The sequence below is a fragment of the Aeromonas sp. s4 genome, from assembly GCF_040907855.1.
GTDB lineage: Bacteria > Pseudomonadota > Gammaproteobacteria > Enterobacterales > Aeromonadaceae > Aeromonas > Aeromonas caviae.
Window position 1 is genome coordinate 1 of sequence record NZ_JBFOCP010000013.1, and the last position, 14,808, is coordinate 14,808.

Annotated in this window: 20 protein-coding genes; 6 read left to right on the forward strand and 14 right to left on the reverse strand. The window is 60.7% G+C overall.

Annotated elements, in window-relative coordinates; translation table 11 throughout:
* Positions 1-159 precede the first annotated feature (159 nt).
* The 3 genes from AB5Y89_RS02360 to AB5Y89_RS02370 all read right to left on the reverse strand — a co-directional run bounded on the left by AB5Y89_RS02360 (position 160) and on the right by AB5Y89_RS02370 (position 1,700).
* A complete protein-coding gene (locus AB5Y89_RS02360; RefSeq protein ID WP_053288842.1) occupies positions 160-399 on the reverse strand; it encodes a hypothetical protein in 240 nt (79 codons plus the stop codon).
* 69 nt (positions 400-468) lie between these two features.
* Positions 469-1,455 (reverse strand): GAF domain-containing protein, encoded by a 987-nt coding sequence (locus AB5Y89_RS02365; protein ID WP_319892013.1) that lies wholly within the window; start codon positions 1,453-1,455, stop codon positions 469-471.
* An 80-nt stretch (positions 1,456-1,535) separates the two neighbouring features.
* Positions 1,536-1,700: a hypothetical protein gene (locus AB5Y89_RS02370; RefSeq protein WP_368222837.1), complete on the reverse strand. Its 165-nt coding sequence runs from the start codon at positions 1,698-1,700 to the stop codon at positions 1,536-1,538.
* 206 nt (positions 1,701-1,906) lie between these two features.
* Here AB5Y89_RS02370 and AB5Y89_RS02375 point away from each other — a divergent pair, with 206 nt between their 5' ends.
* Positions 1,907-2,419 (forward strand): hypothetical protein, encoded by a 513-nt coding sequence (locus AB5Y89_RS02375; RefSeq protein WP_368222815.1) that lies wholly within the window; start codon positions 1,907-1,909, stop codon positions 2,417-2,419.
* 107 nt (positions 2,420-2,526) lie between these two features.
* Here AB5Y89_RS02375 and AB5Y89_RS02380 read toward each other — a convergent pair whose 3' ends face one another.
* Entirely contained in the window at positions 2,527-3,420 is an 894-nt protein-coding gene (locus tag AB5Y89_RS02380) for a LysR family transcriptional regulator (protein ID WP_368222816.1), read from the reverse strand.
* A 288-nt stretch (positions 3,421-3,708) separates the two neighbouring features.
* Positions 3,709-4,494, reverse strand: a complete 786-nt coding sequence (locus tag AB5Y89_RS02385; RefSeq protein ID WP_368222817.1) for a hypothetical protein — start codon at positions 4,492-4,494, stop codon at positions 3,709-3,711.
* Positions 4,495-4,731: 237 nt separating this feature from the next.
* Here AB5Y89_RS02385 and AB5Y89_RS02390 point away from each other — a divergent pair, with 237 nt between their 5' ends.
* On the forward strand, positions 4,732-5,073 hold the full coding sequence (locus AB5Y89_RS02390; RefSeq protein ID WP_135320832.1) for an SH3 domain-containing protein: 342 nt from the start codon (positions 4,732-4,734) through the stop codon (positions 5,071-5,073).
* A gap of 127 nt (positions 5,074-5,200) precedes the next feature.
* Here AB5Y89_RS02390 and AB5Y89_RS02395 read toward each other — a convergent pair whose 3' ends face one another.
* Complete coding sequence (locus tag AB5Y89_RS02395; RefSeq protein ID WP_052814919.1) at positions 5,201-5,566, reverse strand: helix-turn-helix domain-containing protein; 366 nt, start codon at positions 5,564-5,566, stop codon at positions 5,201-5,203.
* 93 nt (positions 5,567-5,659) lie between these two features.
* Between AB5Y89_RS02395 and AB5Y89_RS02400 the strand changes: the two genes are divergently transcribed.
* Together AB5Y89_RS02400 and AB5Y89_RS02405 are read left to right on the forward strand one after the other, a co-directional pair.
* Positions 5,660-5,986, forward strand: coding sequence for a nuclear transport factor 2 family protein (locus AB5Y89_RS02400; protein ID WP_052814920.1), 327 nt, complete (start codon positions 5,660-5,662; stop codon positions 5,984-5,986).
* Positions 5,983-6,765 carry an SDR family oxidoreductase gene (locus AB5Y89_RS02405; RefSeq protein ID WP_199767283.1) on the forward strand — a complete coding sequence of 261 codons (783 nt, stop codon included), beginning with the start codon at positions 5,983-5,985 and terminating at the stop codon, positions 6,763-6,765. The genes AB5Y89_RS02400 and AB5Y89_RS02405 overlap by 4 nt, the downstream gene beginning before the upstream one ends.
* Positions 6,766-7,151: 386 nt before the next feature.
* Here AB5Y89_RS02405 and ydfZ read toward each other — a convergent pair whose 3' ends face one another.
* A complete protein-coding gene (ydfZ, locus tag AB5Y89_RS02410) occupies positions 7,152-7,349 on the reverse strand; it encodes a putative selenium delivery protein YdfZ (protein WP_010672483.1) in 198 nt (65 codons plus the stop codon).
* A gap of 290 nt (positions 7,350-7,639) precedes the next feature.
* On the opposite strand from ydfZ, the gene AB5Y89_RS02415 reads away from it, so the two are divergent.
* Positions 7,640-8,140 carry a DUF1993 domain-containing protein gene (locus AB5Y89_RS02415; protein ID WP_041212145.1) on the forward strand — a complete coding sequence of 167 codons (501 nt, stop codon included), beginning with the start codon at positions 7,640-7,642 and terminating at the stop codon, positions 8,138-8,140.
* Positions 8,141-8,200: 60 nt separating this feature from the next.
* On the opposite strand, the gene AB5Y89_RS02420 is transcribed toward AB5Y89_RS02415, so the two are convergent.
* Together AB5Y89_RS02420 and AB5Y89_RS02425 are read right to left on the reverse strand one after the other, a co-directional pair.
* Positions 8,201-8,857: a DUF3313 domain-containing protein gene (locus AB5Y89_RS02420; protein WP_201888987.1), complete on the reverse strand. Its 657-nt coding sequence runs from the start codon at positions 8,855-8,857 to the stop codon at positions 8,201-8,203.
* A 127-nt stretch (positions 8,858-8,984) separates the two neighbouring features.
* Entirely contained in the window at positions 8,985-9,428 is a 444-nt protein-coding gene (locus AB5Y89_RS02425) for an SRPBCC family protein (RefSeq protein WP_045522445.1), read from the reverse strand.
* Positions 9,429-9,626: 198 nt separating this feature from the next.
* Here AB5Y89_RS02425 and AB5Y89_RS02430 point away from each other — a divergent pair, with 198 nt between their 5' ends.
* Positions 9,627-10,292, forward strand: a complete 666-nt coding sequence (locus AB5Y89_RS02430) for a chromophore lyase CpcT/CpeT (RefSeq protein ID WP_041212148.1) — start codon at positions 9,627-9,629, stop codon at positions 10,290-10,292.
* A gap of 53 nt (positions 10,293-10,345) precedes the next feature.
* Here AB5Y89_RS02430 and AB5Y89_RS02435 read toward each other — a convergent pair whose 3' ends face one another.
* From AB5Y89_RS02435 to AB5Y89_RS02455, 5 genes are all read right to left on the reverse strand, one after another.
* On the reverse strand, positions 10,346-10,984 hold the full coding sequence (locus AB5Y89_RS02435) for a LysE family translocator (RefSeq protein ID WP_010672488.1): 639 nt from the start codon (positions 10,982-10,984) through the stop codon (positions 10,346-10,348).
* Between the two features lie 85 nt (positions 10,985-11,069).
* Entirely contained in the window at positions 11,070-11,873 is an 804-nt protein-coding gene (locus AB5Y89_RS02440) for an AraC family transcriptional regulator (RefSeq protein ID WP_010672489.1), read from the reverse strand.
* Positions 11,874-11,929: 56 nt separating this feature from the next.
* Positions 11,930-12,826, reverse strand: a complete 897-nt coding sequence (rarD, locus tag AB5Y89_RS02445; protein WP_139737187.1) for an EamA family transporter RarD — start codon at positions 12,824-12,826, stop codon at positions 11,930-11,932.
* 122 nt (positions 12,827-12,948) lie between these two features.
* Positions 12,949-13,122 carry a hypothetical protein gene (locus tag AB5Y89_RS02450; RefSeq protein ID WP_010672491.1) on the reverse strand — a complete coding sequence of 58 codons (174 nt, stop codon included), beginning with the start codon at positions 13,120-13,122 and terminating at the stop codon, positions 12,949-12,951.
* Between the two features lie 124 nt (positions 13,123-13,246).
* Positions 13,247-14,743, reverse strand: a complete 1,497-nt coding sequence (locus tag AB5Y89_RS02455; protein WP_368222818.1) for an aldehyde dehydrogenase — start codon at positions 14,741-14,743, stop codon at positions 13,247-13,249.
* Between the last annotated feature and the right edge of the window lie 65 nt (positions 14,744-14,808).

Genomic DNA, 14,808 nt, shown 5'->3' on the forward strand with positions numbered 1-14,808 from the left:
GGGTCTGAAATTGATACCGAAGGAAGTGCGCACTAAAGTAGCGTAAACAAGACGCCGGTTTGAGGCCGGTGTCAGGCGATAACTAGATCTGTACACACTAACCCGGCTTTAGGCCGGGTTAGTCGTTATATCGCGATAGCAATTAGTACTCAATTGTGCCTAGATATTTATTTTTTGATGTTTTGATATACCTTGGAATATTGCATCTTCTTCTTGCTTAATTTTATTGTATATCCAATCAGCCATCATTTCTTCCGCTTGGCTATCTAGACCTTGAGAAGAATATTTGAAAAATGTCTTTTCAAATTCGTTGGAAACAGTATATCCATCAAGCTCGTTTCCTTTGGGCACTAGGAGTTTGGCATAGCCCACTATTTTCCTTTTTTTTAGCGTGTTCATTCTCGGCCCCTCCTTATCTATCTCTTTGACATAGACACACTATCATTTAGCACACTTTTAAAGTTAAATCTAGTTTTTGCTTTGATTATTTTCGTGATTTGTATATATTTCTATAGCAACATCTAAATACACAGCAATAAGTGACGCTATATTTTGTAGAAAATCTTTATCTCTTTCCAATGAGAATTGTTCTGGTTGGGCACTTGTCAACACAAGAACTCCTAGACACTCATTGTCTGAATTGCTTTCATTATATGTTAGGATTGGGACGGATATAAAAGAGCAATAATTTCTTTTATCTGATGGGTTAGTTATTTTCAGTTCATTACTTTTAGTAATATCGGGGCATATTTTCAATTCTTTGTGTAAGTGTGTTAAACCTACATGCCCAAAACCAGGTTTCCAACTTCTATCTTTTCTAATAATTCTATCATCACAGCGTCTTGATGCTACCTGTAGCTCTTGGTTGCGGTTATCATATATATAGAGAGCTATGTTGTATCGAGATTCACTAACAAAACTAAATAGCACTTCTCTGTGTATGGAAAGATAGCTGAGTATTGTGTCAAAGAAATCCTGCAGTTTATTATCCATTGTTTCTTCAGAAAGTGAACCATCTCGTTTACCGTGGATCATATCCCTGATGTGACTATTAACTTTTAATGTTGTTAGATAGATAACTAACTTTTGTGTTGCTGTCAACGAGGTTGATAAATGCATTCTTTCATAAATTTTTTCAATATCATCAGATATGCTATTATATTTTTTCACTAACTCGGAAAGCTCTATAGTTGTATCACTTCTCTTATCAAGGTAATGAAATCCAACGGAGAGCAAAAAATGAACAACCAAGAAAACAAAACAGAATATAAAAAATGAAGGATGAAGCTTTGATAAGTCATCTTTAAATAAGAAAACATAGGAAACACCAAGGCCAATAATAATTGGAGCGAAACAAGTGTTCCATATGCTAAATGTTGATATAAAATAACCAGTAAACTTTGAATTAATATATTTGTTCTTTTTAAGAACACTTTCAATTCTTTCTTGGTCCATATAACGACGCAACCCCCTATTAGAAATCAATTTCTAGCTAAGACGTAGCTGATATAACTACGCCTTGCTTTAAAACTCAATCATTTAACCAACTTGCTCTCCATCACCCCTTGCTTGCCTTCTTCCTCACTGACCTGACTCAGCTTGGAGCGGGCTATCAGCAGGTCCATCTTGACCTCCTGCCAGACGTAGTAGTTTTTACCCGCCTCGGTATTGAGGGTAAGGGTGGCATCGTTCTTCGACATGTAAGAGATGCGGCTGCCCGGCGCCCTCTGTTTTGGTTGGAAGAAAGGAAAATAAAGGTTCGCATGGGGCCTTGCGGGTACGCAACCGCTCAGGTTGATGGTGATGTGACGGGATTCAATATTTCAACAATTAACGGGCATGGCGTACCGCTTTGAAGCTGAAACCAGCCAAGGCATACTGCCCCGTCACCAGATGGGAGTCATTAATGTCTAAGTGGATGTCGACACTGCGACGGCTGGGGTTGTGGTTGCTGCGAAAAGCGGCGCTGGCGCTGCTGACCAGCCTGCTGTTTATGATCTCGTTTACCCTGTTTCAATACGCATCCTGGTGGCCGGCACTGGCCGAGGATACGTCTCTCGAATGGAGTGGCTTCTTCCAAGGGCGGACCTTTGCCGAGCTGGCCCCGGCCATGCTGGAGTTCAGCGCCGTGCTCGCCTCTGCCTTCTGGCCGCTGTTTTTGCTGACGCCCCGCCCGCTGTTGCTGCCGCTCTTTGCCGGGCTCTGGGTGTGGCAGACCTATGACATCGCCTTTATGACGACAACCGCATCGACCTGGCTGCCCCACGAGATCATCTGGACCTTTATCCTGCCTCACACCCACTGGCTGCTGCTCACCCTGCTGGCGCCATTGCTGCTGATCCGCCAGCTTGGCAGGCGACTATTTGCGGATAGATCGGCAACACAGGCAGGGGGCGTCATCCTGGACGACGGACGGTAGCCAGAGGGAGCGATTGATTACGCGATCGTCCGATGACGCTTCGCTAATCGAACCTACATGCAGGCGGGTTCCAACAGGTGAATGCCTCACACTCCCGCCTGTCGGGCTCACCGCAACTGAAACGCCTTGACGAGATATTCGATAAAGAGCCGCACGTTGCGGGACTGCTCCTTGTGGAAGGGGTAGACGGCGAAGAGGGCGTGGGGGTCGGGTTGCCAGTCGGGGAGCAGTCTGACCAGGGTGCCGTCTGCCAGTTCGTTCGACACGAATTCATCCGGTACCAGGATCACCCCGAGCCCCTGCACCGCCGCCTGTTTCAGGGCGATGCCGTTGTTGGCGCAGAAGCTGGCGGGGGGCAGTTCCACCGCCACGCTCTCCGCGTCCCGGGTGAAGAACCACTTGTTGGGGGAGGAGGAGAGGCTGTAGCGCAGGCAGTTGTGGCCCTTGAGATCCGCCGGGTGGGCGGGTTGGCCCGCCTCCTTCAGGTAGTCGGGGGCGGCGCAGAGCACCCGCTGCACCTCGCACAGGGGTTTGGCGCGCAGGGTGGAGTCCTCCAGGGTGCCTGCCCCCCGGATCACCACGTCCAGCCCCTGATCCACCAGATCCATGTAGGCGTCGCTCAGGATCACCTCGATGCCGATTTCCGGATAGCGGCGCTGGAATTCGCAGACAAGGGGGTTGAGGCGGATCAGCCCGTAGGACATGGGCATGCCGATCCTCAGCCTGCCTCTGGGGGTGAAGGAGGCGGCCATGATGGACTGGTCGGCGGCCTCCAGGCTGTCCAGCACGGCGCATATCTGGCCGTAATAGGCCATGCCGGATTCGGTGACGCTCAGCCGCCTTGTGGTGCGGTTGATGAGGGCGATGCCGAGAAAGGCTTCCAGCTCGTTGATGTTCTTGCTGACCGCCGCCTGGGAGAGGCGCAGATCGTCCGCCGCCGCCCTGAAGGTGCCCATTTCCACCACCCGGCGAAAGACGTTCAGCGCCGTGATCTTGTTCATCCTGCCCCCGTTAATTCACTACTGGTAAATGATGGCGCCATCATTGCGCACTTTTATCACAATAGTGCGGTTCCCCGGGGTGTCCACCCCCCATCCCCCGCCAGACAGAAAGTTGCCGGTGGCAGACCGGCCCGGATCATGGCCCTCCGGGGCGTGGCGGGCCCGGCAGAGACGCAGACGAAAGAGAGGCGATGAGCCCAGGGCACCCCGGCCCCGAGGCGGCAGGCATAGCAGGCATAAAAGCAGGCGGCAGGGCCCGGGCCCCGCCGCCAGATGGCACGCACCGGCTTACTGCACCTTGCCGGGGGCGGGGGGCAGGGTGATGCCGACATCGGCCCAGGGGTTGGTGCCGAGCAGCTGCGCGTGGGGCACGTCGGCCTGGTAGCGCATGGTGAACGCTTTGGGCCCGTGGGCGAAAGCCACCAGCAGCCCCTGTTTTGCGTCCATCAACCCGGCGTGCATGCCGAGCCCGTGATAGCTGACTCGCACGGCCTTGTCCTCAAGGCCCACCTTGTCTATCTGGAAGCGGGCGATACTGCCGTCTTTGAGGGTAAAGCCCCAGCGGAACGGGCCGCCGCTGACCACCGTCATCACCTCGTCGATGTCGGTGCCGTCCTCGGCGGAGTTGACGTGCATGCGGCCATATTTGCCGAGCACGGCGCTGCGGGTGCGCTCGTCCAGCGCCATCAGGTCATAGACCTTGGGGTAGGGGCCGACGCCGGTCTCCTCGGTGGCGACGCCGCCCCCTTGCACCGCGGGCGCGCGCCCTGCGAGCCTGGCCTGCTCCAGCAGTTCCCCCTGACTCAGGTTGAAGGCCGCAATCAGGGCGCCGTGCTCCGCTTTGGTCAACGCGCGGCGGTGGGAGGCTTCAAGCAGCGGCCTGGCGGCCACGGGGATGTCGACGGTGACCACGTTGACGCCGATGGGGTTGAGCGCGTTGTTGACCGCTTCGACCCCGGTCACGGCAGGGCGGCCATCGCTGAACTGCACCGAGACGATGTCACCGGCGAAGGTGTTGAAAGAGAAGGCCGAGGCGAGGGTGCCGGCCAGCAACGGGATATGGGTGAGTTTCATACAAGACTCCTCGTTAAGGTTCGAGAAGCAGTCTAGGGCGGTGATGTGTTCACTGAAATGACACTCGGATGATATGAAAATTCACTGATAGTAATGAATCGTGGGGATCAGAGCCGTCGGCCCGCCCCGGGGGAGATCGCCCTCTGCCAGAGGGTGTGAGCCCGGTTGACGCAACGGGGCCCGGCTTGTGGTATGACTCTGGGCGTCACCAAACAGAACCTGTCGGAGGACGAGACAATGCTGGCGTTGATCACCACGGCGCACCACACCTGCTACCCCAATCCCATCGCCTTTCGGGCCGGAGAGCGGGTGCGCATCGGCCACGAGGACGACGAGTTCCCGGGCTGGGTGCGCACCTTTACCGCAGACGGCAACGAGGGGTGGGCGCCCCTGTCCCTGCTGACCCCGATCAGCGCCGGGGAGGCGCAGGCGCGCCAGGACTATACCGCCCGGGAGCTAGACGTGGCGGCGGGGGAGCGGGTACGGGTGGAGCGGGAGCTGGCAGGCTGGCTCTGGGTTCACAACGAAGCGGGGCAATCAGGCTGGATCCCGGCCAGCTGCATCGCCTCGCCCTCATAAGGTGCAGCGGCTCGGAGAAGGAGTAGAGCGGAGAGAGAAACCCGGCCAGCGACGGGGCGCGGCGGCCGGGTGAATTGTAAAGACCTGGGGGACGGAGCCGGTATGCGGCTTCCTGGTTGACGGATGGCTAGTCGGACGTTTCCTGCTCGGCTGCGTTTCCGGGCTGTAGCGCCTCTTTCTGCTCCGCCCATTTCAGCAGGGCGTCCAGCGCCGGGCACAGGGCCTGTCCCCAGTCGGTCAGGCGATACTCCACCTTGGGCGGCACCTGCGGGTAGACCTTGCGCACGACGATGCCGTCTGCTTCCAGCTGTCGCAACTGCTGGGCAAGCATCTTCTGGGAAATGGCCGGGATCAGCCGCTCAAAGTCCGAATAACGCTGCACCTTGCCATCAAACAGGTGGAACAGGATGACCAGCTTCCAGCGCCCTTCCAGCAATTTGAGCACCTCTTCGACACCGGTGGCCGCCGTGGACGGGGTATAGATCTTGTTCATGGGTGAGTCACTTACTTTTTTGTGCGTACTTGATTAAACGTAAGCCTATGTGGAAAGTGGCGGTACAGCAATTGTCTTTTAGCGAGGATGACGATGACGACCTTACTCTTTCCATCCATTGCCACCTATTTCGAGGTCAGCAACGGGGGGGATCCCGCCCGCCTGGCCGGATGTTTCACCGAAGATGCGTTTGTGCGGGACGAACGCCATACCCATCAGGGACATAGCGCCATCCAGTCCTGGATGGCGGGTACCCGGGCCGCCTTCGACTACTGTGTGACACCCATGAAGGTGACGCAGGACGGGGCGCGGGTGACCGTGGTTGCCAAGGTGGCGGGCAACTTCCCCGGCAGTCCTGTGATGCTTGATCACCTGTTCCTGATGTCGGGCGATGACATTCACTCTCTGGAGATACGATGATGACAATGGATTTGGCACTGCAAGGCCGGCGGGTATTGATCACCGCGGGGACCAAGGGGGTGGGCAAGGCCGTATTCACCCTGTTTCGTGACAATGGCGCCCGGGTGCTGACCACGGCGCGCAGCCGCCCGGCGGAGGTGCCGGAAGCACAATTCGTCGCCGCCGATCTGACCAGTGTGGAAGGCTGCAATACGGTGGTGGATGCCGTGAACGCCAGGCTGGGCGGTGTGGACATCATTGTCCACGTGCTGGGGGGCTCATCGGCGCCGGGTGGCGGCTTCGCGGCGCTGGGGGAGGAGGAATGGCAGCGGGAGCTCTGCCTGAATCTGATGCCGGCGGTGCGCCTGGATCGCGCCTTGCTGCCCGCCATGCTGGTACAGGGGGAGGGGGTGATCATCCATGTCACCTCCATCCAGCGTGAGTTGCCCCTGCCGGAGTCGACCACGGCCTATGCCGCCGCCAAGGCTGCACTGTCAACCTACAGCAAGAGCCTGTCGAAAGAGGTGACGCCAAAAGGGGTGCGGGTGGTACGGGTCTCTCCCGGCTGGATAGAGACGGAGGCATCCGTTGCGCTGGCCGAGCGGCTGGCAACCCAGGCTGGCACGGACTACGAGGGCGGTAAGCAGATCATCATGGATTCCCTGGGAGGGATCCCCCTCGGTCGCCCTGCCAAACCGCAGGAAGTTGCGAATCTCATCGCCTTTCTGGCATCTCCCCTGGCCGCCTCCATCAGCGGTACCGAATATGTGATCGACGGAGGTACAGTGCCCACCGCGTAGGCGAGCATCATCCTTTCAAGCAAGTCGCAGCGATGTTGGCTGTCGCTATCAAAACGTGTTGGCGAACACCTGGACAAGGCGTTCGCCGCCCCTCCAGCCAATGGCAAGATCAAGCCCACTGCCCGCCCTGGAATCATATGCAGGCATTCACGCCGCCCTAACCGAAGCCATTGGCGATGGCGTGCTGTATCCCCATGTCACGGACCGTGACCGGTACCCCGAGCGGCCCTTTGACGCCGAGGCAGATGGAGACATGGCTAGCTGCCATCGAGCATCAATGGGACTAGGGCAATGAGAGATGATGGCGAAACAGGGGACCAGAAACCCGGCCAGCGACGGGCGTGCGGCCGGGTGAATTGTAAAGAGTAGGGTGACGGAAAACGGGATCAGCCTAGTCTAATCAACTCGATGGGGGCGTAGCGCTCCTGGCTGTTTGTCAGCAGCACGCACTTCTCATGTTCCGCCTCATAGGGGGTCAGGTTGTCGGTGTGCGCCTCCTTGAGGGTGTCGACCGCGCCGGTGGCGGCAATCATCACCCGTTGGCCCAGGGTCAGCACATTGCGGTTTCGATCGTAGATCTTCATGGCATTCTCCTTGTGGGATGGGTGCCCCGGCCCGTGCCGGGGCAACGGGCTCCAGACTACGCCCCTCGAAAAACGAGATGCCTGTCACAGATCAAAAAAAGGGGAAAGAGGGACTCGGTGCGGCGACGGGGTATGGCGCTCTGGCCTCGCAGCCCGCCGGTGATCGCCACTGCCTGTCGCAGGGCAAGGAGGACGCCCTCGCTTTTCATCCCCTCGGGCTCGAACTGCAAGGGGGATGCGCTATAGTGGAGCCGCTCGTTTTACTGCCTTCAACCAACCGAGAGTGCATTATGAATCGTGATATCGCAGCCCAGTTCATCAAGATGCTGACCAACCTGGACCAGTGTCTGGCCAAGGCCGAGGCCCACGCCGAGGCGAAGAAATTCAACGTGGACAACTTCTTCAATGAGCGCCTCATCGTCGACATGCTGCCCCTGAGCAAGCAGGTGCTGATCTGCTGTGACAGCGCCCGCGCCGTGGTGGCCACCGCCAGCCTGAGCGAGCCGCCGGTGCTGGGGGATGATCCCAAGACCATGGCGGATCTGCGCGCCCACGTGGCCAAGACCATCGCCTACCTGCAAGGCAAGCTGGACGCCGATTTCAGCCAGTATGCGAGCGGCCACTACTACCCCTACTGGGCGGGCGGCAAGGGGATGGACGGCCACAGCTGCGTGCATGAGTACGGCATCCCGAACTTCTACTTCCACCTCACCATGACCTATGCCCTGCTGCGCCAGGCCGGGGTGGATCTGGGCAAGCGGGATTACCTGGGCGGTCTGAACCTGCAATAAGCCGCGCTTCAGCGACAACAAAGCCTGCCCCCTGGCAGGCTTTGTCGTTTTCGGCCCGGCTCAGCGCCCCAGATTGTCGGCCAGTTGTTTGGCGCGACTTGTGGCCCACTGATCGATCATTTTCTCCATCTCCAGGGCGGTGATGGGGGAATCCTTGTGGGTGGTGTCCGGGCTCTCGCGAGCGTCCATCACCCGCACCAGCAGCTTGCCGCTCTGGGCGTCGAGCAACTGGGCCATGCTGCCCACCTTGAGCAGATAGGGCTCCTTGCCTATTACCTCGCGGGTGACGTTGATGGCGATCTTGGCGGGCAGCAGATCCCGCAGCTTGGGGTCGGGCCGGGTCAGGTCGAAGTTGGTGATGGCCGCCTGCACCCGCATCACGCCGGGACCGGGTTCGGTAGCCATCTTGACGCCGTGGCTCATCAGCTCCCGCTGGAAGGTGGCGTGGTAGTAGCGGCCTATCTCGTTCTGCTCGTTGGCGGTCAGCAGATACCACTGGCCGTTCTCCTGGCGGATGAACTGCAAGGGATCGAGCAGCACTGCGTGGTACTGGCGAAGATCCACGCCGGGCTCCTTGTAGATGCGCTGATTGGGGTTGCTCTCGCTTTGCTGGAAGGCCGTGAGCGGGATCGCCTGCAGGCTGTGGGTGACCTGGTTCTTCACGGCGCACCCGCCCAGCAGGGCGGCGGCCATGGTCATCATCAAGACTCGTTTCATGGGGGCTCCTGGCGGTGGATGGTCGCTGCAAGAACGCAGCCCGCCCTGCCCACAGAGATACCTGATCAGGCCCCTCTCTCACAAGGGGTATCTGTGCGCGGGCCACCGGGGGAGCCCCCGTGTCGGGTCACTCGGCGGGGATCTCGGGCTCTACCAGGGTGGCGAGCTGCATCAGGGACTCCTGCCAGCCGAGGTAGCACATCTCCACCGGGATGACCGCCGGAATACCCGCCTGTTCGATGGCGAGATCGGTGCCGCACAGCACCTGGGTGAGGGTGATGGTGACCTGCATCTCCCCCGGCAGGTTGGGGTCGTCGAAGCGGTCGGTGTAGCGGATGCGCTTGCCCGGCTCCAGCGCGAGATACTCGCCGCCGAAGGCGTGGGTGTGGCCGCTGGCGAAGTGGGTGAACGACATCCTGAACTGGCCGCCGACCCTGGCATCCAGCGCCGCCACCTTGCAGGTGAAGCCATGGGGGGGCAGCCATTTGGCCAGGGCGTCTGCCTCCACAAAGGCCTGGTATACCCGCTGTGGCGGGGCCTTGAGTACGCGATGCAGGGTGACTGTGTTCATGGGGGACTCCTCTTGGTGGCAACAGGGACGGGTCGCAGCAAGGATAGCCGTCATCCCCGTGGCCTGCGGGGGTGCGTCGCCTCCTTTCGCCTGCAGAGAGGATTTTTCGTTTTCTCTTCAAGGAGTTGATCAAGATAGAGGTTATTGTCACCGTTCGCTCATATAATCGCCGCCATGCAAGCGACTCGGAAGGATTCGATGACACAGCTGATGGCGGCCCTGCTGGGGCTGTTTTACGCCAGCCTGATCTGGGCGGCGCCCGTCCCCTTCGTGACGGCCCCCGGCCCCCATGCCACGCAGGGGAGGCTGGAGCCCCTGCTCTCCTGGTTCTCGGGGGAGTTTTCCAGCCAGGAGCAGGCCACCTTCGATGCCCGCTTCACCAGCGCCGAGCTGCGGCTGGTGGAGATCTGGCCCGGGGAAGGCCCCTTTCGCTGGGTCTATGCGGAGCAGTTTCTGACCGAGCGGGCGCAGCGACCGTTTCGCCAGCGCATCTACCGCTTCTCCTCCCTGCCCGATGGCCGCATCCTGATGGCCGAACTGACCATGCCGAGGGCCACGGATTTTGCCGGCGCCTGGCGTCGGCCCGAGCTGCTTGACTCCCTCACCCCGCAGCAACTCTCCCTGCGCGAAGGGTGCGAAATCTGGCTGACCCGACAGCCGGGCGGGGAGTACAAGGGACAGACCCGGGTCGGGCATTGCGCCACCGATTTTGGCGGTGCCACCACCCTGGTGCAGTACCTCTGGATCGGCCCGGACAGTGTCCGGCTGCTGGACAGGGCCTATGACAACGGCGCCCATCAGCGCTGGGGCAGCCCGGGGGAGGGTTACGTCTACCTGCGCAAGGGGATGCGGCGCGGGGAGTAGTCGCGCCGTCCGTCAAGGCCCCTCCCTGCTTGCCGCCTTAAAGGACGTGCCGGTCAGGCTGCTGGCCAGTGCCCCTGCAGATCCACCAGGATGGAGAGGCTGACCGCGCCAAACAGCAGGCCTGTCATCAGGTTGAGCGGGCGCTGGATGCGGCCGAGCAGGTGCTGGGCGCGGGGAGTGGAGAGGCTCCAGGCCAGGGCGCTGAACCAGACGAGGGAGAGCAGGAACAGCTCCAGGATCAGCAAGCCCCGGGTCAGGCCATCCACCTGGGGCGTCACCATGGCGGCCAGCAGTCCCATGAAGAACAGCATCGCCTTGGGGTTGAGCAGATTGGTGGCCAGCCCGCTCTTCACCCCCTTGCGCCAGCCCGGCCGCTCGCCTCCGGCGCGCAGCGCCAGATCCCCGCTTCCCTGCCAGGCCGCCTTCAGCGCCCCCCAGCCCAGCCAGCCCAGATAGAGGGCACCCACCAGTTTCACCGCGAGGAACAGCCAGGGCTGGCTTGCGATCAGCAGGCTGATGCCGGTCAGGCTCAGGGTGGCGTGGAGCAGGATGGCGAGGGCGATGCCAAGGGCCGCTCCGAGGGCGGTGGGCCTGTGCAGGCTGGTGCGCAGGATGAGTGCGAAATCCGGGCCCGGGCTCGCCAGAGCGACGAGGTGGACGAGACCCAGGGTCAGAAACAGGCTGGTGAACATAAAAGACCTCCGACAGCGGTATGGAGGTGACAGCATGGGGCAGGACGGGGGACGGGAGATTGTAAAAGATTGCAGCAGCGACGATTCAGGCGGGCAGCATCTGCTGGCGATACTCCGCCGGGGTGAGCCCGAAGGCCTGACGAAAACCGTGGTGGAAGTGGCTCTGATCGAAGAAGCCCACCGCCAGTGCCACTTCGCTCACCGGCAGACCGCTGCCGAGCAGGCGCTTGCCCTGTTCGAGGCGCAGCCGCTTGAGCCAGGCATAGGGGGTCATGCCGGTCTTCTTCTTGAACTGACGCAGGAAGGCGAAGCGATCCAGCCCGAACAGGGCGGCCAGGTCCTCCAGGGTGTGGCGCTCGTCCAGCCGGGCCAGCAGATGGTCGCGCAGGAACCTGAGCTGGGGATCCGCCAGGGCGTGGCGCTCGGGGGCGAGCCGGAACAGTTCGCCCAGCAGGGCCAGCAACTGGCTCTCCGCCAGCAGGCCGTCGGGGGCGGGGCCGTCCAGGTGCATGTGCAGGCGGGCAAAGCCCTGATAGAGGTCGGGGCGGCTCTGCAATCCCTGGTGGAAAAAGGGCTCGGGGTGTTCCGGCAGCCAGCGGGCCAGCTGCTCGGGGGCGATGGAGAAGACCCGCACCTCGTACCCTTCCGGCAGCAGGCTGAGGCCGTCGTGCATCTCGTCCGGGTTGACGGTGGAGAGTTCGCCGCGCACCAGGTTGTGGCTGTTCCCCTTGTGGATGAACTTCTGGCCGCCCCGCTGCACCAGACCGATGTGGTAGTCCAGATGCACGTGGCGGCCATAGCTGAACTCCCTGTGGTGGGAGTGGGAGAGTTCAACCCCCGGCAGCAGCCGGGATTGCCAGTAGTGGATGCGGGATTGGGGTGCGTTCATCCCCTATTGATACCCCGAAAGCGGCCCCTTGGCTTGTAGATTATTGCGCTGGCGCCTCAGCCGGCCTCCTGGCGCCGCTTGCCGCTGCGCAGGCCATCCAGGCTGAACAGCACCAGGGCGCTCCAGATGCAGCCGAAGGTGATCATCTTGTCCAGCGCCAGCGCCTCGCCATACAGGGTCACCGCCAGGATGAACATCAGGCTGGGGCCTATGTACTGGAAGAAGCCCAGGGTGGAGAGCTTGAGCCGGGTGGCCGCCGCGGTGAAACAGAGCAGGGGGGCCGTGGTAACGGCGCCCGCGGCGATGAGCAGCAGGTTCAGGTGCCAGTCATTCTGGGTGAGGTGGCTGGTGGGGCTGTCGGCGATGCCCCACAGATAGAAGGCGGCTGGCGGCAGCATGATCAAGGTCTCGATGAGCAGGCCGGTGAGGGCGTCCAGGGCCAGCTTCTTGCGAATGAGGCCGTAGATGGCGAAGCTCGAGGCCAGCACCAGGGCTATCCAGGGCAGGGAGCCGAAGGCGATGAGCTGGGCGGCGACACCGACAAAGGCGAGCCCCACCGCCCACCACTGCAGGCGGCGCAGCTTCTCGCTCAGAAACACCATGCCGAGCAGCACGTTGAACAGGGGGTTGATGTAGTAGCCCAGGCTCGCATCCAGCATGTGGCCGTTGTTGATAGCCCAGATGAACAGCAGCCAGTTGCCGCCGACGGTGACGGAGGTGAAGGCCAGGGTGAGCAGCACCTTGGGCTGGCGCAGCACCGCCTGCACCTTGTGCCACTGGCGTCCGAGCAGCACCAGCACCATCAGCAGGGCGCAGGACCAGATCATGCGGTGGGTCAGGATCTCGGCGGCCGGCACGGCGGAGAGGGACTTGAAGTAGATGGGTGCCAGGCCCCAAAGGGTGTAGGCGCCGAGGGCATAGAGGACGCCCTGGCGCTGGATCTGTTGTTGCATGCGGATAACCTTCACTGGAGTGCGGATGTCGGGAAACATCGCAAAAAGTCAGTGTAGCGATCCTTTTGCAGGGAAAGAAGACAATAAATGGGTCTGACGGGATTTTAACAGCAGGAGCGACTTCAGCGACCGCCCCCGCGGCGGATCTTCTCCACGTCCATCAGCAGCCACAGCATGAGGGCGATGGCGGAGATCCAGGGGCCCCAGGTGACATAGGCTTCCCCCTGACCCAGCACGAAGAACAACAGCGGCAGTCCCACCACCAGAAACAGTACACTTCCCAGAAAAAACAGCATTTTTATCTTTAAATTTAATGGCTTGCTATTTGACGATTATATCGATTGAGCGAGGGGATAAAAGAGTAAAAATGAGAAAGGGGGATTTCTCCCCCTGTTTTGTTGATAAGCGTCATTTATGACGTTATTCGAGCTGGATCCAGGTGCTTTTCAGCTCGGTGTACTTCTCCAGGGCGTGCAGGGACTTGTCGCGCCCGTTGCCGGACTGCTTGAAGCCGCCAAACGGCATGGTCATGTCGCCGCCATCCCAGTTGTTGACGAAGACGGTGCCGGCGCGCAGGGCGCGCGACCCTTTCACCGCCTGGTTGAGATCCGCCGTCCAGATGGCGGCCGCCAGGCCGTAGTCGGTGTCGTTGCCAAGGGCGATGGCCTCTTCCAGGGTGTCGAAGCCGGTCACAGCCAGCACGGGGCCGAAGATCTCCTCGCGGAAGATGCGCATCGTCGGGGTCACGTCGTCAAAGATGGTGGGCTCGATATAGAAGCCGCCGCTCTCGGTGTGGGTGCGCTTGCCCCCCAGCAGCAGCTTGGCGCCCTCCTGCTGGCCGATGGCGATGTAGTTGAGCACCTGCTCCATCTGGATGTGGTCCACCATGGCGCCGATGCGGGTGGTGGGGTCGAGCGGGTTGGCCGAGATCCATTCGCGGGCGTGGGCCAGCAGCCGCTCCATGAACTGGGGCTTGATGCTGTTTTGCACCAGCAGGCGGGAGGCGGCGGTGCACACTTCCCCCTGGTTGTAGAAGATGGCGCCGACGGCGCTTCTGGCGGCGGCGTCCAGATCCGGTGCATCCGCCAGCACGATGTTGGGGCTCTTGCCGCCGCACTCCATGAAGGCGCGCTTGAGGTTGGACTTGCCGGAGCACTGCACCAGGTGCTTGCCGATTTTGGTGGAGCCGGTGAAGGTGATGCAGTCGACGTCCATGTGCATGGCCAGCGCCTCGCCCACGGTATGGCCGAAGCCTGGCAGCACGTTGAAGACGCCGTCGGGGATGCCCGCCTCCTTCGCCAGACCCGCGATGCGCAGGGCGGTGAGGGGGGATTTCTCGGAGGGTTTGAGGATCACCGAGTTGCCGGTGGCGAGCGCCGGGCCCAGCTTCCAGCAGGCCATCACCAGGGGGAAGTTCCAGGGCACGATGGCAGCCACGACACCGAGGGGCTCGCGGGTCACCAGGGCCAGGGCGGACTCTTCCACCGGGGCGACCTGATCGTAGATCTTGTCTATCGCCTCGGCGTTCCAGGCGATGCAGTTCGCGGCGGCGGGGGCGTCATACCCCATGGCGTCGCCGATGGGCTTGCCCATATCCAGCGACTCCAGCAGTGCCAGCTCCACCAGGTTCAGGCGCATCAGCTCGGCGAAGCGCTGCATGATGAGCTTGCGCTGCTTGGGAGAGAGGCCGCACCAGCGCTTGTCGTCGAAGGCGGCACGGGCCGCCTTGACCGCCAGCTCGGCATCGGCGGCGTCGCAGGAGGCGACCCTGGTCAGCAGTTGGCCGTTGGCCGGGTTGATGCAATCGAAGGTGGCGCCGTTGACGGCATCCCGGTAGGTGCCGTCGATAAAGGCTTGCGAGGGCAGGGTCAGATGGGCGGCCTTGTGTTGCCACTGGGCCAGGGTCAGGTCACTCATGTTCACTCCTTGAACCGGCAGAAAGTCAGTCTCCGCGTATCAATATGCTAAACATCCTGCCGCTT